The organism is Deltaproteobacteria bacterium, assembly GCA_026388545.1.
In the GTDB taxonomy this organism is placed as follows: domain Bacteria; phylum Desulfobacterota; class Syntrophia; order Syntrophales; family UBA2185; genus JAPLJS01.
This window is the reverse complement of the sequence record JAPLJS010000028.1, coordinates 15870-39367: the sequence shown is the minus strand read 5'-3', so window position 1 is coordinate 39367 and position 23498 is coordinate 15870. Positions and strand designations below refer to the sequence as shown.

22 protein-coding genes and 1 tRNA gene are annotated in these 23498 nt (G+C 44.9%); 22 read left to right on the top strand and 1 reads right to left on the bottom strand.

Annotated elements, in window-relative coordinates:
• Nucleotides 1–471 precede the first annotated feature (471 nt).
• Both NTW12_03205 and NTW12_03200 read left to right on the top strand, forming a co-directional pair.
• Nucleotides 472–1713 carry a PIN domain-containing protein gene (locus NTW12_03205; GenBank protein MCX5845351.1) on the top strand — a complete coding sequence of 414 codons (1242 nt, stop codon included), beginning with the start codon at nt 472–474 and terminating at the stop codon, nt 1711–1713.
• Between the two features lie 383 nt (nt 1714–2096).
• Entirely contained in the window at nt 2097–2288 is a 192-nt protein-coding gene (locus NTW12_03200; GenBank protein MCX5845350.1) for a hypothetical protein, read from the top strand.
• 228 nt (nt 2289–2516) lie between these two features.
• On the opposite strand, the gene def is transcribed toward NTW12_03200, so the two are convergent.
• Nucleotides 2517–3131, bottom strand: coding sequence for a peptide deformylase (def, locus tag NTW12_03195; GenBank protein MCX5845349.1), 615 nt, complete (start codon nt 3129–3131; stop codon nt 2517–2519).
• A 164-nt stretch (nt 3132–3295) separates the two neighbouring features.
• Here def and NTW12_03190 point away from each other — a divergent pair, with 164 nt between their 5' ends.
• The 20 genes from NTW12_03190 to rpsO all read left to right on the top strand — a co-directional run bounded on the left by NTW12_03190 (nt 3296) and on the right by rpsO (nt 23392).
• The gene (locus NTW12_03190) at nt 3296–4534 is read left to right on the top strand and encodes a coproporphyrinogen III oxidase family protein (protein MCX5845348.1); all 1239 of its coding nucleotides are present in this window, start codon (nt 3296–3298) and stop codon (nt 4532–4534) included.
• Between the two features lie 142 nt (nt 4535–4676).
• Nucleotides 4677–6107 (top strand): L-seryl-tRNA(Sec) selenium transferase, encoded by a 1431-nt coding sequence (selA, locus tag NTW12_03185; protein MCX5845347.1) that lies wholly within the window; start codon nt 4677–4679, stop codon nt 6105–6107.
• An 11-nt stretch (nt 6108–6118) separates the two neighbouring features.
• Nucleotides 6119–7093, top strand: a complete 975-nt coding sequence (locus NTW12_03180; GenBank protein ID MCX5845346.1) for an RluA family pseudouridine synthase — start codon at nt 6119–6121, stop codon at nt 7091–7093.
• 133 nt (nt 7094–7226) lie between these two features.
• A complete protein-coding gene (locus NTW12_03175; GenBank protein MCX5845345.1) occupies nt 7227–7661 on the top strand; it encodes a DUF3795 domain-containing protein in 435 nt (144 codons plus the stop codon).
• Between the two features lie 32 nt (nt 7662–7693).
• The gene (pgeF, locus tag NTW12_03170) at nt 7694–8494 is read left to right on the top strand and encodes a peptidoglycan editing factor PgeF (GenBank protein MCX5845344.1); all 801 of its coding nucleotides are present in this window, start codon (nt 7694–7696) and stop codon (nt 8492–8494) included.
• 444 nt (nt 8495–8938) lie between these two features.
• Nucleotides 8939–10186 (top strand): transcription termination factor Rho, encoded by a 1248-nt coding sequence (gene rho, locus NTW12_03165; protein MCX5845343.1) that lies wholly within the window; start codon nt 8939–8941, stop codon nt 10184–10186.
• A 184-nt stretch (nt 10187–10370) separates the two neighbouring features.
• Nucleotides 10371–10601, top strand: a complete 231-nt coding sequence (gene rpmE / locus NTW12_03160) for a 50S ribosomal protein L31 (protein ID MCX5845342.1) — start codon at nt 10371–10373, stop codon at nt 10599–10601.
• A 322-nt stretch (nt 10602–10923) separates the two neighbouring features.
• Nucleotides 10924–11994 carry a peptide chain release factor 1 gene (gene prfA / locus NTW12_03155; GenBank protein MCX5845341.1) on the top strand — a complete coding sequence of 357 codons (1071 nt, stop codon included), beginning with the start codon at nt 10924–10926 and terminating at the stop codon, nt 11992–11994.
• 50 nt (nt 11995–12044) lie between these two features.
• Nucleotides 12045–12908 (top strand): peptide chain release factor N(5)-glutamine methyltransferase, encoded by an 864-nt coding sequence (prmC, locus tag NTW12_03150; protein ID MCX5845340.1) that lies wholly within the window; start codon nt 12045–12047, stop codon nt 12906–12908.
• A complete protein-coding gene (gene murA / locus NTW12_03145; protein ID MCX5845339.1) occupies nt 12901–14151 on the top strand; it encodes a UDP-N-acetylglucosamine 1-carboxyvinyltransferase in 1251 nt (416 codons plus the stop codon). Before prmC ends, murA begins: the two co-directional genes overlap by 8 nt.
• A gap of 1 nt (nt 14152) precedes the next feature.
• Nucleotides 14153–15451, top strand: coding sequence for a histidinol dehydrogenase (gene hisD / locus NTW12_03140; GenBank protein MCX5845338.1), 1299 nt, complete (start codon nt 14153–14155; stop codon nt 15449–15451).
• Between the two features lie 83 nt (nt 15452–15534).
• Nucleotides 15535–15609, top strand: a tRNA-Gly gene (locus tag NTW12_03135).
• A 150-nt stretch (nt 15610–15759) separates the two neighbouring features.
• Nucleotides 15760–16239, top strand: coding sequence for a ribosome maturation factor RimP (locus tag NTW12_03130; GenBank protein ID MCX5845337.1), 480 nt, complete (start codon nt 15760–15762; stop codon nt 16237–16239).
• 21 nt (nt 16240–16260) lie between these two features.
• Entirely contained in the window at nt 16261–17523 is a 1263-nt protein-coding gene (nusA, locus tag NTW12_03125; protein ID MCX5845336.1) for a transcription termination factor NusA, read from the top strand.
• Nucleotides 17524–17621: 98 nt separating this feature from the next.
• Nucleotides 17622–20327: a translation initiation factor IF-2 gene (infB, locus tag NTW12_03120; GenBank protein MCX5845335.1), complete on the top strand. Its 2706-nt coding sequence runs from the start codon at nt 17622–17624 to the stop codon at nt 20325–20327.
• Between the two features lie 131 nt (nt 20328–20458).
• Nucleotides 20459–20797: a DUF503 domain-containing protein gene (locus tag NTW12_03115; GenBank protein MCX5845334.1), complete on the top strand. Its 339-nt coding sequence runs from the start codon at nt 20459–20461 to the stop codon at nt 20795–20797.
• Entirely contained in the window at nt 20787–21149 is a 363-nt protein-coding gene (rbfA, locus tag NTW12_03110) for a 30S ribosome-binding factor RbfA (GenBank protein ID MCX5845333.1), read from the top strand. Before NTW12_03115 ends, rbfA begins: the two co-directional genes overlap by 11 nt.
• On the top strand, nt 21142–22092 hold the full coding sequence (locus NTW12_03105; GenBank protein ID MCX5845332.1) for a bifunctional oligoribonuclease/PAP phosphatase NrnA: 951 nt from the start codon (nt 21142–21144) through the stop codon (nt 22090–22092). The genes rbfA and NTW12_03105 overlap by 8 nt, the downstream gene beginning before the upstream one ends.
• A 4-nt stretch (nt 22093–22096) precedes the next feature.
• Nucleotides 22097–23050 carry a tRNA pseudouridine(55) synthase TruB gene (truB, locus tag NTW12_03100; protein ID MCX5845331.1) on the top strand — a complete coding sequence of 318 codons (954 nt, stop codon included), beginning with the start codon at nt 22097–22099 and terminating at the stop codon, nt 23048–23050.
• Nucleotides 23051–23125: 75 nt separating this feature from the next.
• Nucleotides 23126–23392, top strand: coding sequence for a 30S ribosomal protein S15 (gene rpsO, locus NTW12_03095; protein MCX5845330.1), 267 nt, complete (start codon nt 23126–23128; stop codon nt 23390–23392).
• Nucleotides 23393–23498: the final 106 nt, after the last annotated feature.

The following is a 23498-nucleotide window of genomic DNA, read 5'->3' as shown; positions in this document are numbered from 1 at the left end:
ATCATGGCATCAGCACCTATGTCTTTAATATTTAACATGATTCATACCATTTTCGGGAAACAGTGTCAAGAGAAATATGCACAAATGTTAAATTATTTTAACGCCTTACACTAATAATGACTTTTTACGATGTCGTCAAACGTAGCTCTTGAAGAAAATGCTTGATTTCAAACAGAAATAAAGGATGTTGATTTCTCAGCGATCATGATACGGTATAATCACGCTGGGTTTTTTATTTAAACCGGAGGTAAATTTTTTGTATGGAGCAGGCGGGAGCGTTGAAGTGTGGACAACTTCCTGTTATCGATGATTGACTGATTTTGAGAATCATGCGAGAGTACAAACGGTAATGGTTGAAATGGTGTGGCACCGCCGGGAAACCGGATGGCAAAACGGAGAAAACAAACTTCAACCTACGGTATTGGAAGAAACCAGTTTACTCGACAATAAATTGTTTGACGAGGATAAATTATGAAGAAACGTTTTTCGGGTCATTTTCCGCCCTCAAAAAGTGACATTAAGCATCTTTGGGAAAGTTGTCTGTTCACAGTGGATGCTAATATACTCTTAAATCTCTACAGATATTCTGATTCGACTCGTAAAGAAGTCTTGCAGGTATTCAAGGCTATAAAGGACCGATTATGGCTTCCACATCACGCAGCTCAAGAGTATTTCAATAATAGGTTAGCAGTCATATCTCAACAAGAAAAGGCATATGAGGAAGCCATAAAGACGATACAGACTCTTCAAAGTGATTTGAGTAATGTCAAGCAGCATCCGTTTATTAGCGACAAGCTCATGAAGAAACTATCCGCCGTGATAGAAGAGGTTGTAGGCGAGCTCGGGGCGAATAAAAGCGTGCATACCAAACGAACTCAAGCAGACGAGATTCAAGAAGCCATCGGTAACTTGTTTAACGGCAGGGTAGGCGTTCCCTATTCAGAAGAGGACTTGGAGAAGATCTGCAAAAAAGGGGAAGATCGTTACACCCGCAAGGTGCCACCAGGATACAAGGATGATGGGAAGGATGATACATCCTCCATCCTTTCTAAGTATAGAAAGTATGGCGATCTGATTATATGGCGGCAGATAATCGATAAGGCCAACGAAGCCAAGAAAGGAATAATATTTGTCAATGACGACAAGAAAGATGACTGGTATCTGATTTTCAGAGGCAAGTCGCTAGGCCCGCGACCTGAGCTCATAATTGAGTTTCTCAATAAATGTAGTCAGAGTTTCTACATGTATCAAGCCGACCGTTTCTTAGAGTTCACTGCAGACTATTTAAAACAGGAGATCACTCCAGCGAGCGTAGACGAAATCCGTGATCTAAGACGTCAGGACCTAGCGCGGAGAGAACATTTAATGAAGTTTCGACAAGAAGAGGCAATGCTCAGGGCCAGAGCCCGTCACACTGAAGTCCGCATATCGAAATTCCAAAAAAGAATAGCGTATCTACAAGAAAAGTTAGAATTTTTGCAGCAGAAGCAGGCCGTCATCAAAGAACGTTTGTCTACTTCAAAGGACAATGATTCTGGAAAGTTAGAGCAAATTCCTGTATACATGAGAGAGTTAGAACAAGCGCAAATGGAGTACCATCAAGTACGTCTGGAATATGAAGATATTCAAAAAGATTATGCAATGCATCAAAATATGCTTTCCGAACTGGAGTTTCGACTCGACGAGCATGGGTGGGGACGCGAAAATCAGTAATGCGGCGACATTGATTTAAGGTCAAAAGATGACAGCGTCGAGCCAATCACTGCATCGGATCGTACCCACGGTATACCTTGTGTTCCTTTCAATTCATAATTCTTAACATTTCCTAAAGTCCCGTATACTTGACTCGTGAATTCAGTCAAGGCTCAATTCAACAGATTATCAACTCAAAAGTACGCATCAACCGGACGAACCATAATAAAGTTCTCTATAAAAACAAACAGTTGATGCCTTCCGGACTGGAAAGTCCGGCCTACCGATCAAGCGGTTATATTTATCTTGTTCTCTCTCTTCGGTTATATTATGATCTAGGAGTAAGTTATGATGCTTTCGGCTGATTGATTTAAACAAGACGTTGTATTGTAGAGGAATGGGTATTGCGGTATAATTTTGCAAAGGGAGAGAGGGGTAAATTTTACAGGCAGGATATTCAATTGAATCTACCTGTTTATCTGGAGCCGGATGTGAAGAAGTATTTTCCTGATTCCGATGCGGTCAACGAAGCCCTCCGTTGTCTGCTGCCTTTATTGGGAAAAAAGAAAATCAAGCCCCCGACAAAACATATCTAATGTTCATCAATTCTGTTATTGAAACAGGTTGTCAACCAGATAAGCGTTTTTTCTTCATTTCTCCTTGATCAGACAACAAACATTCTCAGGGTGAGATCGTCTTGTACGAGTTCAAACACTACAAATGGTTATTATTTGATTTTTCAAACTTGTACTTTTACGTATAGGTAGGTTTTAGCGAGATATGCCAGTCCTTAATTTCTTACCTTTTAAACTTGAAAGTACGCATTAACCGGATGACCCAAAAATATTCCGGGAAATCCCGTTACCGGCATCTGCTTTTATTTTGTTAAATGTCCTTTCAAAAAAATCTTGTTTCTGTTTCGGAACGATCCGTGCGCCTTCATAATCAATGATCAACCTGCCCTCAAGATGATCAATTTCATGCTGTGCAACACGGGCAGGGTAATCCGCATAGCGTTTGTTTATTTTACGGCCGTTGACATCATACGCCCTAACCTTGATCTCAGGAAATCTGCTGACTTCGACCTGGATTTCCGGGCACGAGAGACATCCCTCGGCCATCGTCACCATTTCTCCCCGTGCCTGAGTTATCCGTGGGTTGACCAAAAGGTCATAGTCGTCTTCAGTTTTTGACCAGCCCTTCTCGTCAAAACCCTTGTTCCTGAAAATTATTATTCTTTTAGTGATACCGATCTGCGGCGCCGCCAGACCTGCGGCATCATCCAGTGCAAGGAAGGCATCGATGAGAGTCTTAATCTCTCTTTTTGTTTTTTCATCAAACGGAACCGGTATATCTCTACAAAGTTTCCTCAGAACGAGGGTTTGCTCTTCATTGATTCCCTCATTGTTCCAGAGGGTTAAAACTTTTACCTTTGACATTATTTTCCCCTAAAAAGTTTGTTTCAGATAATCCTATAGCACCCCTTATCTATTATTTCAAGAGGCTTGCGATCTTCAAATACCCTTGATAATTTTATGGATGTCTGTTAGCTTCCCGGCATTGTTCAACCTTTGAAAATCATCAACGTAAAAAGAGCGCAGCCTTGATAAATGCCATCATCACGAGAAAGGCAAAGCAGGAATTTGCCAGACTAATGCAATTTGAAAACGGAGGGTCACCGAAAATAAATTCCGGCGACTCGAAGAAATTGCCCCTTTTGTATATCCACATCCCCTTCTGCGAAAAACTCTGTCCGTACTGTTCCTTCCACCGCGTGGTCTTTGACAGCGCCCTTTGCCATGACTATTTCAAAGCCCTCAGAGGCGAGATCATGCTTTATAAAGATAAGGGGTATGATTTCGGCGGTATCTACGTGGGAGGAGGAACGCCCACAATCCTGATTGAGGAACTTGAGGAAACACTGGAGCTTGCCGGACAGTGTTTTTCGATCCGGCAAATCTCTGTCGAAACCAATCCAAACCATCTGACAGAAGAAAACATCGCTGTTCTTAAGCGCGCCGGTGTAAACCGGCTTTCCGTTGGAGTGCAGAGCTTTGACGATCAACTGCTTCGGAATATGGATCGATACGAAAAGTACGGGAGCGGTGAGATCGTAGCCCAACGGTTATCGCAGACTCTGGGGCATTTTGATACCCTTAACGCGGACATGATGTTCAATTTCCCGTCCCAGACCATGACCATGTTAGACAGGGATATGGATATCCTGCTGGATATAGGGATAGATCAGATCACGTACTACCCCCTGATGGTTTCAGATTCGACCCGGCAGCAAGTCCGTGAAAAATTCGGGCAGGTCGATTACCGGAAAGAGGAGCAGTTTTACCACCGGATAGTGGAACGGCTTATGCCGGCATATCGGCATTCCTCGGCGTGGTGCTTCTCAAAAAATGCCGTCATGATCGATGAGTATATTGTTGATTATGATGAATATGCCGGGCTCGGCAGCGGGTCTATCGGCTATTTAAACGGTACATGCTACGCAAACACCTTTAACATTGCAGAATACATCACACGGGTCAACCGGGGTGAAATACCCATTATGGCTTTCCGCGGTTTCCGTCCTGAAGATCAGTTGCGCTACGATTTCCTCATGAAACTTTTCGGTATGAAGATGGATATTCCGGCATCACAAAAAAAATACGGAGGAATTTTTTATCGCGCCCTCTGGTTTAATATTCTTGCTTTTAGTCTCGCAGGTGCTTTACATTATCGTCCACCGTATTTTCACCTGACAAAGCGAGGCTGTTATCTCTGGGTGATCATGATGAGGGAGTTTTTTATTGCGGTGAATAACTTCCGTGATTTTTGCAGGCAAAGGTAATATACAAAATGAAACAGTTACATAAGTCTCATTCAGTCATTGCGATGAGCGCAAGCGACGTGGCAATCTAATTAGTTATCAATAGCCTATGAGATTGCTTCGCTTTGCTCGCAATGACAGAGAACCAGTTGCGCAGGAGAACATGAAGAAACAAAAAGTTGATGACCACAGAAAAACATTATTGAGGAGCCTCCCCAAGATCGACGAAGTAATGCTTTCTCTGGAAAAAAGGGATGTTTTTGCAAAAACCCCCAGAAATATTGTTAAGTCCGCCTGCCGTTCAGTTGTGGAAGAACTGAGGCAGGAGATCCTGAAAACGAATGTGGAGATAAAGGACATCCGCCTGCCGGCGGCCGGACAGGTTGCTGACAAGGTGATGGAAATAATAAACAGCCTTCATCAGTACCGCCTTCGCAGAGTGGTGAACGCGACAGGCGTAATTATCCATACCAACCTGGGCAGGGCGCCCCTCTGCACCGATGCCCTGCAGAGGCTCATGGAAATAGCGGGAGGGTATTCAAATCTGGAATATGATCTTACAAAAGGGGAGAGGGGACTTCGTTATGATCATGTGCAGAATATCCTTTGCGAGCTATCCGGTGCTGAGGAAGCACTCGTCGTCAATAACAATGCAGCGGCCGTACTGCTTGCGCTCAACACTCTTGCCGAGGGCAGGGAGGTTGTTGTATCGAGGGGTGAACTCGTCGAAATCGGAGGAGAATTCCGAATACCTGAAGTCATGGAAAAAAGCGGGGCATGTCTCCGGGAAGTAGGAACAACCAACCGAACCCGCCTTACGGACTACGAAAAGGTAATGAACCCGGAAACCGGGCTCATTTTAAAGGTCCACACAAGTAATTTTAAAATAATCGGGTTTACAGAAGATGCGGATCTCGCCTCACTTGTTGCCCTAGGGAAAAACCACGGCATACCCGTGATGTATGACCAGGGAAGTGGTTGTTTTACGGAACTGGATCGTTACGGTCTGGAAAGGGAACCCACTGTCCGTGATGTCTTGGAAACAGGTGTGGATGTAATTACCTTCAGCGGTGATAAACTTCTCGGCGGCCCTCAGGCGGGCATTATTCTCGGAAAGAAGGATATCATCCAGAGAATCAAGAAAAATCCCCTTAACCGGGCACTCCGTATCGACAAGTTGACCCTGGCTGCTTTAGAGGCGACAATGATGCAGTACTTGCAACCGGAAAGGGCAGTCAATAGTCTCAGGGTTCTGAAGGCATTAACCGAACCGCTTACCGATGTTCATACGCGGGCGAAAAAACTTCTGTCTCTGTTGAGAAGAGCGCACTATGAAGGACTTCTTCTGTCTTTGAAGAAGGGATTTTCCATGTCGGGAGGGGGTTCCCTTCCCACGCAGGAGATTCCTACAATACTGCTCAGTGTTGTTTCAACGCGCATGTCGCCAAGCGGCCTGGAAGAACGCTTAAGGCAGCTTGACACCCCGATAATTACACGTATTGCAGAAGACGAAATTCTCTTCGATCTGAGAACCATTGCAGAGGGAGAATTCCCCTACATACGGGACGGTTTCATAATAATCACTTCATCATAGGGGATAAACCGATGAATTCCCAGAGTGGAAAAATCTATGAATTCATCGTTGCATCCCACGAAGCGGGCATCCGGCTTGACATTTATCTCTCCCGTAAGGACCTGGGCTTATCCCGTTCTCAAATCAAGAAGTCCGTAGATGACCGGTTAGTCCGGGTAAATCATGCCGATGCCAAGGTCAGTTGCCGGTTAAAATGCGGGGACATTGTTCATATACGCAAACGTGCACCGACGGCCTGCCATGCTCTACCACAGGACATCCCCCTGACCATTGTATACGAAGATACCTCTATCATCGTCGTTGATAAACCGGCGGGAATGGTTGTACATCCGGCTGCCGGGCATTCTCAAAATACCCTGGTCAATGCTATCCTTCATCATTGCAAAGACCTTTCCGGCATCGGCGGTGTGCTGAGACCGGGAATTGTCCATCGTCTGGATAAAGAGACATCCGGGTTGCTGGTGGTGGCCAAATCGGATGAGGCACACCGGGGACTGGCCGGTCAGTTCAAGCGGCATGAGGTTCGAAAGACGTATAAAGCCCTTGTCTATGGCAATCCGAAAGCGGATGAAGGGGTAATCGATGAGCCGGTGGGCAGGCATCCCGTGGATCGAAAGAAGATGTCCACAAGAAGCCGTCGAAGTAAAGAGGCGCTTACACGCTGGCAGGTTTTTGAGCGGTACGGAGTGGCGACGCTGCTCAATGTGGAAATTGTGACGGGAAGAACGCACCAGATCAGAGTTCACGTGACCGCCTTGGGGTATCCCGTTGTGGGAGACAGTCTGTACGGCAACCCTAAACGGGCCAATGCCATTGATAACACCCTTCTAAGGGCTAAGCTGAAAGCAATGAAACGACAGGCCCTCCATGCAGCACAGATTGGTTTTGTCCATCCGATCACCGGTCAGGAAATGATCTTTTCGTCTCCCCTGCCGGATGATATGATAGAACTAGTTGATTTTCTTAAGAAGGAATACAACCGGTAATCGTCAAACGATTCTCCGGGTTTCCGAACGAGGAATGAGCCATCGGAGAACTATGGGAACCAATGTTTTTTTAGAGATGTAAATTACTGTCACTTCTTAATTTTTAGAATATCGACATTGAGCAGGAGGCGTTATGAAAGATAAAAAAGACCTGACCGCACCATGTGGGCTGGACTGTTTCAATTGTGAACTCTACGAAGATAATTTGACAACAGACCTTGCCGAATTGATTCACGGCAAGATGGGTATCCCGAAGGAAGAAATAGCCTGTAAGGGTTGCCGCCAACAGGATGGAAAGCATTTCCATCTGCCGCCCGAGGGCTGTGCAACGCTGAATTGTGTCAAAGAAAAGGGTGTGGCGTTGTGCTGTGACTGCCATGATTTCCCGTGCCTTTATCTGGGACCGACGGCTGACCAGGCCGCCAGATACCCTCACAATATGAAGGTATTCAACCTCTGCCGCATTAAAAAGGTTGGTCTGGAGCGGTGGATTGAGGAAGAAGCAGGACAAATCCGGAAGCGGTATTTCAAGGGAAAATTTGTGGTTGGAAAAGGTCAGGCGAAGTGAGGGCTGCACGGCGACCGTGGATATAGTTACGTATGTTTCAATTTTCAAAAAAAGGTCCCGTTGAATATTTGGAAGCTCCTGTGCTCAACACGTGCGATTTCCTGATCCACGCTTTTTGCACAAGGCGGGGCGGGGTAAGTGAGGGCAAATTTTCCAGCTTGAACTTCAGTTCTCGCGAGGGAGACAAAACTGAAACTGTCCGGCAGAACTGGAAAATCCTCTCTGCCGCATTCAATCTCAATGTGGAACAGTTTTTTGTGGTCAATCAGGTTCACGGAGATAGTATCCTGATTATTGATCATCCTGTTCACGATCTCGTCAGTCACCACCCCCTTCAATTCGACGCCATTATAACCGATCAGCCGGGAGTTGCGATTGGCATTAAAACAGCAGATTGTGTTCCCATATTCCTTGCAGATACAAACAAGCGAATCGTCGGAGTTGTTCATGCAGGTTGGAGGGGAACTTCTCTCTCCATCGCCGCAAAGGTCGTAGATGCCTTTGTGAAAAGATTTTCCTGCCGGGCGGATGATATTATAGCCGTAATCGGCCCGTCTATCGGACCCTGTTGCTATCAGGTGGATGAAATCGTTTTTGACACTATGAAAACTCACAAAGACCATGAGTCTTTTTTTTATCCCTGTCGTACGCAAGGACGCTGGATGCTTGATCTTCCCCTTGCCAACAAGCTCCAGATCACCGGCAGCGGCGTTCCACCGACAAACACATACTCTATGGACTATTGCACATCCTGTAATACGGACATGCTTTACTCCCACAGAGGCGAAGGGGGAAATACAGGCAGACAGCTCAACTTCATAATGCTAAAATAATATAAATTCTCCTCAAGTTTTTAAAAAGTGCTTGACATGACAAAGAGGTTGGTATAGATGAAAAGAAAAATCATAGAAAGGCTTAAATAAAGTCCTTCCTTTTTGGATTGCCTCAAGACAAGAACCCAATTTAACAACTCATTACTAATCCACGTTATTCTTTATAATTTCGTTGTATGCTAATTTTGCCATATTTTTATTAATGAATGTGGTTTGGACTAAGAATCGGAAGTATTAATGAGTATTCAATGTCATTGACTTAAGCACTTTGACCCCCCTCTTTTCTAAAGAGGGGTTGGGGGAGATTTTACGGAATGCAATTAAAATCCCCCTGAATCCCCCTTTGCAAAGGGGGAATTGAAAGAAATAATATTCTTAAGTCAACGACATTGAATGTGTATTCATCAAAATTCATAGAGAGAGGTACGTACAAGAGAATTAATTATGAACATCGAAGAAATTAAAAGATTACCAATTAGTGAACTCACAACTATGGCAAAAGAATTAAATGTTGCCGGTGCGAGCGGCATGAGGAGACAGGACCTGATCTTTGCCATATTGCAAACCCAGGCCGAAAAGAATGAGAGCATAACCGGGTCCGGAGTTCTGGAAATCCTCCCTGACAGTTTCGGTTTCCTTAGGGCTGTTGATTACAACTATCTCCCAAGTCCTGATGACATCTATATCTCACCATCACAAATCAGGCGATTTAGCATGAGGACCGGTGATACGGTATCAGGTGAGGTCAGGCCGCCCAAAGACGGCGAAAAATATTTTGCACTCCTGAAAGTGGATTCGGTTAATTTTGAAAGTCCCGAGGCATCCAGAGATAAGATACTGTTTGACAATCTCACGCCCCTCTACCCGGAGGAGAAATTGAACCTTGAGGCTGATCCGGAAAATTTTTCAACAAGGATCATGGATCTTTTTACACCTATCGGAAAGGGGCAGAGGGCATTAATTGTATCACCTCCGAGAGCAGGTAAGACGGTTCTCCTTAAGGATATTGCCCATAGCATATCAAGCAACCATGAAGAAGTCATTCTCATGGTTCTCTTGATTGATGAACGCCCGGAAGAAGTAACCGACATGCAGCGCAGTGTAAACGGAGAAGTCATATCATCGACATTTGATGAACCGGCCACACGGCACGTCCAGGTTGCTGAAATGGTGATTGAAAAAGCAAAGCGTCTCGTAGAACATAAAAATGATGTGGTTATTCTTCTTGATAGCATCACGAGGCTCGCCAGGGCATACAACACAGTGGTCCCGCCCAGTGGCAAAGTCTTATCCGGCGGTGTTGATTCCAATGCCCTCCATAAACCGAAACGGTTTTTCGGCGCCGCCAGAAATATAGAAAATGGCGGCAGTCTGACCATCATTTCCACGGCCCTCATCGATACGGGAAGCAGAATGGATGAGGTGATTTTCGAAGAATTTAAAGGTACAGGTAATATGGAGCTTCATTTGGATCGCAGGATTGCAGACAGAAGGGTATTCCCTGCTTTTGATCTCATTCGTTCCGGTACAAGAAAAGAAGAACTCTTGATACCTAAGAATAATCTCAACAAAATATGGATATTAAGGAGGCTTCTCCAGGAAATGAACCCGGTAGAAGCCATGGAATTTATCATCGACAAAATACGTAAAACAGAAACAAACCAGGCCTTTTTAAATTCCATGAATCAGTGAAGCCCGCCTTCAATGAGGCGGGGCTTTGCCGTAAAGCGCATTGACTAAACGTATCACCGCATGTGCTCCCTGTTAATACGCCGCAAAGGTTATGCTTGCATTTATAGCGTAATTGATTATAATGCCCTCCCCGTATCTGAAGGGAAGATGTACAGAAATTCTGCAAGGAGGATAAGAGTAAGCGATGAAGGAAGGTATTCACCCGGAATATACAAAAACGACAATCACCTGTGCGTGTGGAAATGTGATTGAAACCAAATCCACCAAAAAGGACATAAAAACAGAAATATGCTCTCAGTGCCATCCCTTTATTACGGGTAAGCAAAAGCTTCTTGATACGGCAGGCCGGGTAGAGAGATTCAAGAAGAAGTATGCCGTTAATGAAACAAAGAACAATACTGGTAAATCCGCCTGAATTTAAGTGATTATCTATAAAAGACACACATTACAGAGGAACATATTCGGAGCAATTCCCCCTCCCGCCGATGGGTTCTTTCCGCTGATCTCTCCATCGTTGCCCGGCATTCCTTCGAAAGGGCAATTTCTCTAGATGAGACACAAGAAAATCTTCACTTAATGCCATTGCGAGGGTGCGCCAGAAGCCCTGAGCAACGCGAAGGGAAAGCGACATGGCAATCTTATTATTTTATCAATGGTTTATAAGGTTTCTTCCGGAGTTTACCCTGAGAAAAAAAGACAAAGGGAAAATTTTCAATTTATAATGTGAAAAGAAAATTATGTTCAGAAAACTGAAAGATATTGAGACAAGATATCAAGACCTTGAAGGCTTGTTAAGCGATCCTGATGTAGTCGGCAAGCCCAGCGTCTATCAAAAATATGCCAAGGAGCATGCTGATCTTTATGACCTTGTGGAAACTTACAGGGAATATGAAAAAACGAGCGCCCGCATCGAAGAAGGTCAGATTTTACTTCGCGGAAATGATGATGAATTGAAAGAAATCGTCAAAGAAGAACTGCCTCAGCTTAAGGATAAACTGGAACTTTTAGAAAATAAACTGAAACTTCTCCTCCTTCCCAAAGACCCCAACGACGACAAGAATGTGTTCCTGGAAATCAGGGCCGGCACCGGGGGTGATGAGGCCGGTCTCTTTGCGGCAGATCTCTTCCGCATGTACGCCCAGTTTGCAGAAATATGCAGATGGAAAGTGGAAGTTATGAGCAGCAGTCCGGCAGGCGGCATGGGGGGCTTCAAGGAAATTATTGCCCTTATTGAGGGTAAGGGCGCATACAGCAAGTTGAAATATGAAAGCGGTGTACATCGCGTGCAGCGAGTTCCCGTGACCGAGTCCCAGGGGCGAATTCATACATCCGCAGTTACCGTTGCAATTCTTCCGGAGGCGAAAGAGGTAGAGATTCACGTCGATCCAAATGATTTGAGGATTGACGTTTACCGCTCCAGTGGCCACGGAGGACAGAGTGTTAATACAACAGATTCTGCCGTCAGGATCACCCATCTTCCCTCCGGTCTTGTTGTAACCTGTCAGGACGAAAAATCCCAGCACAAGAATAAGGCAAAAGCAACTAAGGTTCTTAGGGCCAGGCTTCTGGATATGATGGTACACAAGCAGAATGCAGAAATTTCCGAATCAAGAAAAACCCAGGTTGGAAGCGGGGACAGAAGCGAACGGATCAGGACATATAACTTCCCCCAGGGAAGGATTACGGACCACCGAATCGGCCTGACGATTTACAACCTGGAGGCCTTTCTCGATGGTGACATTCAGGCCATGATTGACGGCCTATCAACACATTTTCAGTCCGAGGCATTGAAGCAATCCATAGGTTAATTCACGCTATTCTCCCCATGATTTGTAATGAAACTACCGGAATTGGCACAATGGATATTCTGAATGTTCTAAACCAAACTGTACGTGCTCTGGATCTTAGTGGTTCTACGACTTCCAGGCTCGACGCCGAAGTGCTCCTGTCCTCATATCTAAAAAAGGATCGCACGAGTCTTTACACCCACCCCGAACACCTGCTGACGGAAAAGGATCTTGAGGAATTTCATCACTTGGTTGAACGGCGAAAGCTTGGCGAACCGGTAGCTTATATTGTTGGGAAGAAGGAGTTCTGGTCGCTTCTCTTTGAAGTCAACAGACATATCCTCGTGCCCCGGCCAGAAACAGAAATTCTTGTTGAAGAGGTGCTGAGGGTCTGTTCAGGCATCGGGGAAAAAAATCTCAAAATTCTTGAAATCGGCACGGGAAGCGGAGCGATAAGTGTTTCGCTGGCATCCGAGTTGAAAGAAGCACAAATCATAGCCACCGATATTTCACAGGAGGCAATTGCCGTCGCGATGAGGAATGCTCAAAACAACGGTGTTGAGAACCGGATTTCTTTTCTATCAGGAAATTTATTTCACCCTGTATCAGGAAAATTCGATATCGTTGTTTCCAATCCACCCTATATATCTCAAGAGGAATATGACCAACTCCCCTTAGAGGTTCGTGGATTTGAGCCGAAATCAGCACTTCTTACCGGCGCCGACGGGACCGCATTTCACAGGAAGATCATCAAGGGGGCGCCCGTCTACCTTAAGGTGGGAGGCTGGCTTCTCATGGAAATAGGTTCCGGACAGAAAGATCAGGTTGAATTTATATTGAAGGAATCTAATCTTTATGACAATATAATTTTCAGAGCCGACTATGCGGGCATCGAACGAGTTTCCATTGCAAGGAGAGTGATGAAAAGTGGATAAGATTATCATAATTGGGGGTGAAAAACTCCATGGTGATGTCCACATCAGTGGAGCCAAGAATGCCGCTCTTCCTATCATGGTTTCATCGCTTTTGGCGCCGGGGTGGAGTACATTTCACAACATTCCCGATCTTGTGGACATAAAGACGATCAAGAAACTTCTAAAAAACTTAGGGGCAAAAATTGAAGGAGCATCGACGGTAAGGATCAATACAGAAGCTATCAGCAATTGTGAGGCTCCTTATGACCTGGTCAAGACGATGAGGGCATCAATACTTGTCCTCGGACCTCTCGTCGCAAGGATGGGCATGGCGAGAGTTTCCCTTCCGGGAGGCTGTGCTATAGGAGCCAGACCGGTTAACCTTCATATAAAGGCCCTTCAGGATTTAGGGGCGGAAGTGGACCTGAAGGATGGTTATGTGGAGGCCAGGGCACGAAGACTAAAGGGTGCGACTATTTATTTTGACATTCCCACAGTCACGGGAACGGAAAATATTATGATGGCTGCCTGTCTGGCAGAGGGGACAACACTTCTGCAAAATGCAGCCAAGGAACCTGAGATCGTCAATCTTGCCGATGTCCTGAACGGCATGGGGGCAAAAATCACGGGAGCGGGCACAGACATAATTACGATAGAGGGAGTTGATGAACTGCATCCCGTCGAAGCCGCAGTTATTCCCGATCGTATCGAGGCAGGGACTTTTATGATTGCCGCCGGCATTACAGGTGGGGATATCAGGATTCTGGGGTGTAATCCCCTGCACCTCGACGCGTTGATCTTGAAGTTAAGAGATACGGGAATGGAAATATCCCCGTGTGACAACGGCATCAGGGTCATAGGCAGGAAAAAAATTAAGAGCGTTGATATAAAAACACTCCCCTACCCAGGGTTTCCCACCGACTTGCAGGCTCAAATCATGGCCTTCATGGCTGTGGCGAGCGGACTTTCCGTTATAACGGAGACAGTTTTTGAGAACAGATTTATGCATGTGAGTGAATTGATGAGAATGGGGGCGGACATCCTGATTCATGGTACAAGCGCCATGGTGAAGGGTATTCCAAAACTCAAGGGGGCGCAGGTTATGGCCACGGATCTCCGGGCCTCGGCTTCCCTGATTCTTGCGGGATTGGCGGCGGAAGGGAAAACGGAACTATCCAGGGTTTACCATATAGACAGGGGATACGAGAAAATTGAAAAGAAATTTTCAGACCTCGGCGCAAATATAAAAAGGGTTGCTGGATAAGATGAGAATAATCCGTACAGATGAAGTCATTTTCGAAGATGTTTTTTATCAGATTACACATCGCGGTAATATGTTTAATGAGGATATCTGGGAGACTGTCAGGGGTATCGTTGAGGATGTCGCCGCAAGGAAGAATGAGGCCCTTTTTGAATACACAAAAAAATTAGATGGGTATGCACTCAATGCCGATACAGTAGCTGTTTCTCCTGAGGAAATGGAAAACGCCATCAGGCAGGTCGAGGCCGATGATTTGGCCATTCTGAGAATGGCAACCGAACGAATCGAAAGGTTTCACCTGAAACAACGCGTTCTCGACTGGATGTACTCTGATGAAGAGGGTATTGAACTTGGGCAGCGCATAATACCTTTGGAACGGGTTGGTATCTATACCCCGGGAGGCCTTGCATTCTATCCCTCTACCGTCATCATGGCTGCGGTTCCGGCGCGGATTGCCGGTGTGGAGGAAATTCTCCTGGTAACGCCTTCTAAGGGAGGAGAAGTGAATCCCCTGATCGCCGCCGCTGCAAAGCTGAGCGGCGTACAACGGATATTCAAGATAGGAGGCGCCCAGGCGATAGCCGCTTTAGCGTATGGCACTGAGTCGATTCCTAAGGTAGACAAAATAGTCGGACCGGGAAATGCTTACGTGGCCGCGGCAAAAAAAATGGTTTACGGCCAGGTTGCAATTGACATGATCGCAGGTCCCAGCGAGGTTCTTATTATAGCAGACACAACAGCTGAGGCTTCTTTTGTGGCAGCCGATCTGCTCGCCCAAGCGGAGCATGATGAAATGGCCAGCGCCATTCTTCTCACCCCGGATGAAACTTTGGCGAAGAAGGTAGCTTTCGAAGTTGATCTTCAATTAAATACCCTGCAAAAAAAATCCATTGCCATGCGTGCTTTGGAAGATTTCGGAGCTGTCTTTGTGACAAAAGACATTGATGAAGCCATTGCAATTGCCAACCGGTTCGCCCCGGAGCATTTAGAATTGATGGTAAAAAATCCGCGTGAGATGCTCCCGAAAATAAAACATGCCGGGGCCGTTTTTCTGGGACACAACACTCCGGAAACCCTGGGAGATTATATTGCAGGGCCTAATCACATCCTTCCTACAGGGGGAACAGCGAGATTTTCATCTCCATTAGGGGTCTATGACTTTGTAAAGCGAAGCAGTGTGCTCTCTTTTTCCCCTGAAGCCCTCCAAAAATACGGAAAGCAGGCGGCACGATTTGCAGAGATGGAAGGCCTTGATGCTCACGGAAAATCCGTCGCCATAAGAATGACGCGAAAAAAATCTTGACAAAAAGTTCTTGATGGTTAAGATGAGCGCCACGTCATTTTGATAGTTGTTTGTCTAAATTGTTTTCTTGTGGTCTTTTCTGAGCGGGCGTAATTCAGCGGTAGAATGTCAGCTTCCCAAGCTGAACGTCGTGGGTTCGACTCCCATCGCCCGCTCCAATTTTTAATCCTTCCTCGTTTTAAATCCTAATTTTCTCTTGCAATCGAAATTTTTCTATGTTAGAAACCTTGCGAAAATCATCTTGTACGTTTGTGATGAGTGGGCGGTTGCCCACTTTTTTTTTCCAAGAAGGCACAAGAATCGTAAAAATGAAAGATATTACAAACAAATACCGGGAAGAGATCCGGCTCCTCATTGAGCCTGTGCTTGACTCTGAGAATCTCGAAATAGTTGATATCGAATGCTTGAAAATGAAATCCCGCTGGCTGGTGAGAATTTACATGGATAAGGAGGGAGGAGTCACCATCGACGATTGTTCTGAAATCAGCAAACAGATAGGTGACATTCTTGATGTTCATGACGTCCCCCCCGGTCATTATACCTTGGAGGTCTCCTCTCCAGGATTGGATCGACCACTTAATCAAGACAAGGATTTTATTAAATACCGTGGATATAAGGTCCGTATCAAGGTAGGTGAAAAGCTGGAAGGCGTGAAGAATTTTCAGGGAAAACTCATTGATTATCTGGATGAAAATGGCAGGAAAATTCTCATTATCGATGTTTCAGGGAAGATTTATCACATACCAAAAGATTTGGTAATAAAGGCACATATCGAGTATGAATTCTGATATAATTATGGAGGGTTCTCAATGTTACCAGAACTTAAACGTCTGATAGAACAGATGGGTAAGGATAGAGGTATAGACAAAAGTGTCATTATAGAGGCACTGGAAACAGCCATGTTAACCGCTGCACGAAAAAAATTGGGTCCTCATGTTGATTTAGAGGCCCGCTACAACGAGGAAGCAGGAGAACTTGAGGTATTTCAGTTCAAAACCGTAGTGGATAAAGTACTGGACCCTGATGTTCAGGTTTCGCTAGAAGAGGCCAGGCGAAATCTTGATGAAGAAGCACAGCGGGGAGACAGTCTCGGCATGAAAATAGAAACGAACACCTTTGGCAGGATTGCTGTTCAGACGGCCAAGCAGATAATCATTCAAAAGGTTAAGGATGCGGAGCGGGACAACGTCTACGAGGAATATAAAGATAAAAAGGGTGAACTGGTCAGCGGTTTTGTTCAAAGATTCGACGGGGGGAATCTTATCGTTAACCTTGGCCGGGCTGAAGGTGTGATACCCACAGCGGAACAGATTTATAGAGAAACCTATAAGCGGGGAGATCGAATTCGTGCATATGTATGCGATATAAAAAGGATATCTAAAGGTCCTCAGATTATCCTTTCCAGGACGCATCCGGGATTCCTCAAAGCCCTTTTTGAAGTGGAAGTCCCGGAGATTTCAGAGGGTCTCATCGATATTGTAAATGTAGCAAGAGAACCCGGAAAACGCTCCAAGATTTCCGTGAGAACAAAAGATAAAGATATTGATCCGGTGGGAGCCTGTGTCGGTATGAGAGGTTCCCGTGTACAGAGTGTAGTACAGGAATTGAGGGGAGAGAAGATCGATATTGTCCCCTATTCTGCCGATAACGCTAATTATGTTTGCAGTGCCCTCTCACCAGCCAAGGTTAACAGGGTCATCATGGATGATGAAATCCGTTCCATGGAAGTAATCGTTCCCGACGATCAGTTGTCTTTAGCAATCGGGAAGAATGGACAGAACGTTAGGCTGGCCGTTAAATTGACGGGGTGGAAGATCGACGTTAAGAGTGAATCCATGGCAGCTTCACAGGAAGAAGAGGGATTTAAATCCCTCATGAAAATTCATGGTATAGGCGAGGCTATGGCGGAGAAGCTCTATAATGAAGGGTTTAAAAGCGTCGCCATGATCGCCTCAACCGATCCCGAGACATTGTCAATGATTCAGGGAGTGGGTGAGAAGAGCGCATCGCAATGGATTGAAGCAGCAGTCAGGATTATCGATGAAGAGGCAAACGTACCCCAAAGCCCCTGAATTGAAGGGTAGGTCGGGGGGAATCCCCTCAAAGAGAAACCTTTCGTAAAGGTTTCTTGGTATCACCTTAGTTTCCATTTTATACGAGGATTTCAAGAATGACGAAGAAAAGAGTTTATGAGTTAGCCAAAGACCTGGGTATCGATAGTAAGGACCTAATATCCCGCCTGGAAAGACTCGGCATTGCTGTAAAGTCTCATTCGAGCACACTCGAGGACACAGACTTGGAGAAAATACAGAATGATTTGCTGTCCGATGAGCCGCATGAAATGGTTGAGCAAAGAATAAAGTCCACGGTCATCAGAAGACGGGCTGTTCGTCCGGCTATTGAGGAAGTAAAGCCAAAACCTGTTGAGGAGGAAATTCCTGTCAAGCCGGAAGAAGAGAAGATCGATACAGTGATTCCGAAAGAGGTTAAAAAAGAAAAAGTCGTCTCCGGCGAAGCGCAACCAAAAATGACAGCCCCGGTTGAAGCGACACCTAAAATATCCATTCCTGAAGAAGCGATTCCAATTGAAGCTACCAAACCAGAAGAGCCCCTTGTTGAAAAAGGGGGAGAAATCCAGAAAATACCGGCTGATATAGCTGAAGATATTTCAAAGAAGCATAAAAAGAGCATTGAAGTCGTCGAAAAGAAACCCGTACAACCGGTCATAACTCCTCCGGCGTCCCCGGAAGCAAAAGAGGCGCCGAAAAGAGAAGAAAAGAAAAAGGAGATACCTCCCCAGATACCAAAGGAAACCGCAGCAGAGATCAAAAAAGAACTTCCCAAGAGGCCGGAGCTGAAGATTGTAAAGGAAATTACCCCTCCCAAGGGGGTGGAAAAGCCAGTCAAGTGGGATGCCGAAAAGGCAAAAATAAAGGGGAAAAAGTCCGTTGAAGTGGTGATGGAAGAACTGCCATCGGCACGGAAAAAGGCTTTTATTAAGAAATTCGTCGATAAAAAAGACAGGCGTGAGGATTCAGATAGAGAAGAAAGAACGAGTAAATGGAAGGATGGGAAAAGGCACGTTGCTACTAAAATGAAGAAGCCGGTTATTACTGTACCGAAAGCAATCAAAAGAAGGATAAAAGTCGGTGAGATAGTAACTGTCGGTGAGCTTGCTAAAAAAATGGGTGTCAAGGCGAGCGAAGTCATCAATAAACTCATTGGACTCGGTATGATGGTTACCATTAACCAGTCTATAGAGTGTGACGCTGCGACCCTCATTGCCGGCGAATTTGGATATCAGGTAGAAGCGGTTGGAACTGAATATGACGAATCCTTCCAGAAAGTTGACCCATCTTCCGAAAACCTGAAATCGAGAGCGCCCGTTGTCACTATAATGGGACATGTTGACCATGGAAAAACGTCTCTTTTAGATGCAATACGGCGGACGAATGTGATCGCCGGTGAGGTGGGGGGTATTACCCAAGCTATCGGTGCATATCATGTCCACATTAAAGACAGAGATATCGTGTTTCTCGATACTCCCGGTCATGAAGCCTTCACTGCCATGAGGGCAAGGGGAGCCCTTGTAACAGATATTGTTGTACTGGTAGTCGCAGCTGATGACGGTGTAAAGGACCAAACCATAGAGGCCATTAATCATGCACGGGTGGCAGAAGTTCCCATAATCGTTGCCATCAATAAAATAGATAAACCGGGGGCTGACCCGGGAAGAATCAAGCAAGTCCTTGCCGATTACAACCTTTTATCGGAAGAATGGGGCGGTGAAACCATATACTGCGAGGTATCGGCTAAGAAGAAAGAAGGGATTGAAGAACTTTTAGAAATGATTCTTCTTCAGGCGGATGTCATGGATTTACATGCTGACCCAACGCTCCCTGCCCGAGGTATCATTATCGAAGCGAAACTTGATCGTGGACGTGGACCGGTGGCGACAGTGCTGATTCAAGAAGGTACGTTGAGAGAGGGGGATGCCTTTGTCTCTAAAACGGAATTCGGTAAGACGAGAGCCCTGATTAACGATCAGGGGCAGCGGGTTAAAGAAGCCGGACCGTCTATGCCGGTAGAGGTAATCGGGTTTTCAAGAGTCCCCCAGGTGAGTGCAGAATTTATATGTGTAGAAGATGAAAAAAAAGCACGCAGCATTGGAGAATACTGGATTAGAAAAGAACGTGAACGGGAACTTTCCAAATCGTCAAAAATTACCCTTGAGCAATTATATCAAAAGATTAAAGAAGGAGTTAAGGAGCTCAACGTCATCATTAAAGGAGATGTCCAGGGCTCCATAGAGGCTTTGAATGAGGCATTGAACAAGCTGAGTACTCCTGATATCAAAGTGAGAATTATCCACAGTTCAACGGGAACTATTACAGAAACAGACGTCATGCTGGCCTCGGCATCCAATGCCATCGTAATCGGATTTAATGTAAGACCCGACAGTAGAGTGGTTGACATCGCCGAACAAGAGGGTATCGAAATTAAATTATACGACATCATATATGACGTCATTGGAGATATGAAAGCTGCAATGGAAGGACTTCTTGAACCCATTTATAAAGAAACGGACATTGGTCGAGCCGAAGTCCGGGAACTGTTTAAAGTCCCCAAGGTGGGGACCATTGCCGGAAGCTATGTAACTGAGGGAAAAATTACAAGGAATGCTAATCTCAGATTGGTAAGAGATGGCGTATTGATTTATAACAGTAAGGCAAACTCCCTCAGGCGGTTTAAGGACGACGTCAAAGAAGTATCTGCAGGGTTCGAATGTGGTATTGGAATAGAGGGTTTCAATGATATCAGAATGGGCGATATCATCGAGGCTTACGTTAATGAAAAGGTAGAAAGAAAACTGTAAAATTTTGGTTAGTCTCCGTAAAAGTTGCCGGCATCTTCAGCATTAGCTGACGGCTATCAGCTGATAGCTTTCAGCTGGATCCTCGAATTCTGTTACAACTAAATGGGAGAAGAACCGAATTTATTAAAGATATGGTTATCGGATCGGGTATAATAGACTTGTGGATCGTTGAGAGCAGGTCGCTGAAGGAAAAAAGAGGCGTTCTCAATAGAATATTAAAACGGACTCAAAACGAGTTCAATATTTCTATTGCTGAAATTGGTGAAAATGATCAATGGAAAAGAGCGAAGATCGGGTTCAGTGTCGTAGGCAATGACAGACGTTATATAAATGGAAAAATTGACCACATTTTAAAATTTATCAACAGTCTTCACCTCGCTGAAGTGTTGAACACAAAAATTGAAATCACCAATATCCCCGATTCGATAGATCATTTTGAATATAATGAGGACAAATATAGTGAATTTTAAAAGGGCTACCCGCGTAGCAGATCTCCTTATGGCAGATATTTCGGATATCCTGTTAAAAGAGATCAGAGACCCGCGGATTAAATTTGTCACCATTACGGGAGTAAAATTAACAGATGATCTCCGTTTAGCTAAAGTATTTTTTGTCGAGATGGGCAAGGATACCTGCGAACCACAAACCCAAACAGCACTCCAAAAAGCGACGGGTTTTTTAAAGAGGGAACTCGGAAAAAGACTGAAACTGCGTTATGTACCCGATATCATGTTTATATTTGACGAATCATTCGCATACGGAAGTCGAATCGACAGACTTTTAGCAGAAATACGAAAGACAGAGGAATCGGATATTGGATAGGATCATTGACATAATAAATCGGTACAAGTATTTTCTTATTACGTCCCACGTGAGACTTGACGGCGACGCCCTGGGATCAGAACTGGCCCTGTATCAAATGCTTACGTATTCAGGCAAGGAAGCGGTAGTTTATAATCAGGATGAAACACCGGGGAATTATTGTTTTCTTCCCGGCTGTGATACAATAATCCATAAACTTTCCACACTTGATAATTATGATGTGGTCTTTGTGCTCGATTGCAGTGACCTTGACAGAGTCGGAGCAGAGGCTCCCCGCATAGGTAATATGGAGCGAATCATAAACATTGACCATCATGTCTCAAACGGGAACTATGGTAATATAATTTTCACCGACCACCAGGCGAGTTCCACGGCAGAAATTCTTTACAGGCTTATACTGAAGATGAATGTAGATATTACAAAGGACATGGCAACCAATTTGTATACAGCCATACTCACTGATACAGGAGGTTTCTGCTACGCGAACACAAAAAAGGACACGCTGATGGCAGCGGGAACCCTCGTGGGAAAAGGCGCTGATCCCCAGTGGATTTCAGAAAATATTTACGAAAGCAACCCTCTTTCCAAAGTGAGACTCATGACAAAGGCACTCGAAACACTTGCCTTTGACTGGGATAAAAAAGTTGGTTACATGGTCGTCTCCCGGAAAGACATCGAGGATGTTGGAGCAGGAGATGAACACACTGAGGGTTTTGTAGATATCCCCCGCTCTATTCAGGGAGTGGAAGTGTCTATTCTCTTTATTGAATTATCGGAGCATCAATTTAAATTAAGCCTCCGATCGAAAGGGAAAGTCAATGTTGAACGAGTTGCCGCCACATTTGGCGGGGGTGGGCATATTAATGCCGCCGCTTGCCATATAGATGGAAATTTCAAAACTGTTTTATATCGAGTTTTAAACGCGATTAAGGATCGTTCATAATTCCATGAATGGCATCGTTGTGATAGATAAACCCTCCGGAAAGACATCACATGACGTGGTCGAGGATGTTAAAAGGGCTCTCGTTGTAAAAAAGGCCGGGCATACAGGTACCCTGGATCCAATGGCTACAGGTGTCCTGCCAATTTGTATAAACGAGGCAACAAAGCTAGCTCAGTTCTTTTCAATGGACACAAAAGACTACAGGGCAATCATGTTACTGGGTGTTACAACGGACACCCAAGATATTGAAGGTAAAATTATCGCTCACGATGACCCATGTGTCGGACGTAACGACATAGAAAATGCGATTTATCGCTTTGTCGGAAAAATAGAACAGGTACCGCCCAAGTATTCAGCTATAAAATTTAAAGGACAATCCCTCTATAAATGGGCGAGGAAAGGTGTTAGTGTCACCCTTCCCCCGAGAACCGTAGAGATTTACAATATTGATATTGATGAAGTAATGATGCCATACGTAACCTTTTCAGTCTCCTGTTCAAAGGGCACCTACATCAGGTCTCTGTGTTCCGACATTGGTGAAATACTGGGATGTGGTGCATGTCTCGCGAGCTTGCGAAGAACGAGGTGTGGCAGTTTTTTTGAAACATCTGCTGTTTCTCTTGAGGGTCTTGATAATACAAAAGGGACAAAACTCCCCCATTATGTTATCCCCCTGATTGACGCCCTTCCTGATCTTCCGGTAATTTGCATCGACGACGCATTTGCAAAAAAATTGAGGGATGGTTATCAGCCAACTGCAGAAACATTGAGAATATATCATATTCCTTCCCTTGCAGCGGGAGATATGATAAAATTAACAGATAAAGATAATAACCTCGTCTCCATCGCGAAAATGCTCTATCCGTCGGACCAGATTGGTTCGCTGGACAGCAAAAGACAGATAGTGAAAATCTTAAGAATCTTTAATAGCGACAAATACACTCTGGACAGGAATTAACGTTATTAAATCGTACATGGGAAATGTTATTTACTAATAGTCACTGACCACTAATTTTAGGGAGGATATAAAGCGGTGTTAGAAGCTGAAAAAAGAAAGGCCATCATTAACAATTTCCAATTACATGAAGTGGATACTGGATCTCCTGAAGTCCAGATTGCTCTCCTCAGTGCCAGAATAGAGTACCTGACAGAACATTTTAAAATGCACAAAAAGGATCATCATTCTCGCAGAGGTCTTTTGAAACTCGTGGGCAAGAGAAGGCGGCTTCTGGATTATCTTAAAAAAAAGGAAGTGGAGAGATACAGGAGTGTTATTCAGCGTCTGGGTCTCAGGAAATAATTCCAGCCCAAGTTCTTACGACGGAAAGTAAGAAGAGAAACAAGCTTACGTGCATAGCGGATTCGTTCGTATTTAGTTACTGTATTTCACCATACGGGACAATAGT

What these genes read in the sequence shown, in the direction of transcription:
- NTW12_03205 (MCX5845351.1), top strand. Translation starts at nt 472, where the DNA reads ATGAAGAAACGTTTTTCGGGTCATTTTCCGCCCTCAAAAAGTGACATT.
- def (MCX5845349.1), bottom strand. Translation starts at nt 3,131, where the DNA reads ATGTCAAAGGTAAAAGTTTTAACCCTCTGGAACAATGAGGGAATCAAT.
- selA (MCX5845347.1), top strand. Translation starts at nt 4,677, where the DNA reads ATGAAGAAACAAAAAGTTGATGACCACAGAAAAACATTATTGAGGAGC.
- NTW12_03180 (MCX5845346.1), top strand. Translation starts at nt 6,119, where the DNA reads ATGAATTCCCAGAGTGGAAAAATCTATGAATTCATCGTTGCATCCCAC.
- NTW12_03175 (MCX5845345.1), top strand. Translation starts at nt 7,227, where the DNA reads ATGAAAGATAAAAAAGACCTGACCGCACCATGTGGGCTGGACTGTTTC.
- pgeF (MCX5845344.1), top strand. Translation starts at nt 7,694, where the DNA reads ATGTTTCAATTTTCAAAAAAAGGTCCCGTTGAATATTTGGAAGCTCCT.
- rho (MCX5845343.1), top strand. Translation starts at nt 8,939, where the DNA reads ATGAACATCGAAGAAATTAAAAGATTACCAATTAGTGAACTCACAACT.
- rpmE (MCX5845342.1), top strand. Translation starts at nt 10,371, where the DNA reads ATGAAGGAAGGTATTCACCCGGAATATACAAAAACGACAATCACCTGT.
- prfA (MCX5845341.1), top strand. Translation starts at nt 10,924, where the DNA reads ATGTTCAGAAAACTGAAAGATATTGAGACAAGATATCAAGACCTTGAA.
- prmC (MCX5845340.1), top strand. Translation starts at nt 12,045, where the DNA reads ATGGATATTCTGAATGTTCTAAACCAAACTGTACGTGCTCTGGATCTT.
- hisD (MCX5845338.1), top strand. Translation starts at nt 14,153, where the DNA reads ATGAGAATAATCCGTACAGATGAAGTCATTTTCGAAGATGTTTTTTAT.
- NTW12_03130 (MCX5845337.1), top strand. Translation starts at nt 15,760, where the DNA reads ATGAAAGATATTACAAACAAATACCGGGAAGAGATCCGGCTCCTCATT.
- nusA (MCX5845336.1), top strand. Translation starts at nt 16,261, where the DNA reads ATGTTACCAGAACTTAAACGTCTGATAGAACAGATGGGTAAGGATAGA.
- infB (MCX5845335.1), top strand. Translation starts at nt 17,622, where the DNA reads ATGACGAAGAAAAGAGTTTATGAGTTAGCCAAAGACCTGGGTATCGAT.
- NTW12_03115 (MCX5845334.1), top strand. Translation starts at nt 20,459, where the DNA reads ATGGTTATCGGATCGGGTATAATAGACTTGTGGATCGTTGAGAGCAGG.
- truB (MCX5845331.1), top strand. Translation starts at nt 22,097, where the DNA reads ATGAATGGCATCGTTGTGATAGATAAACCCTCCGGAAAGACATCACAT.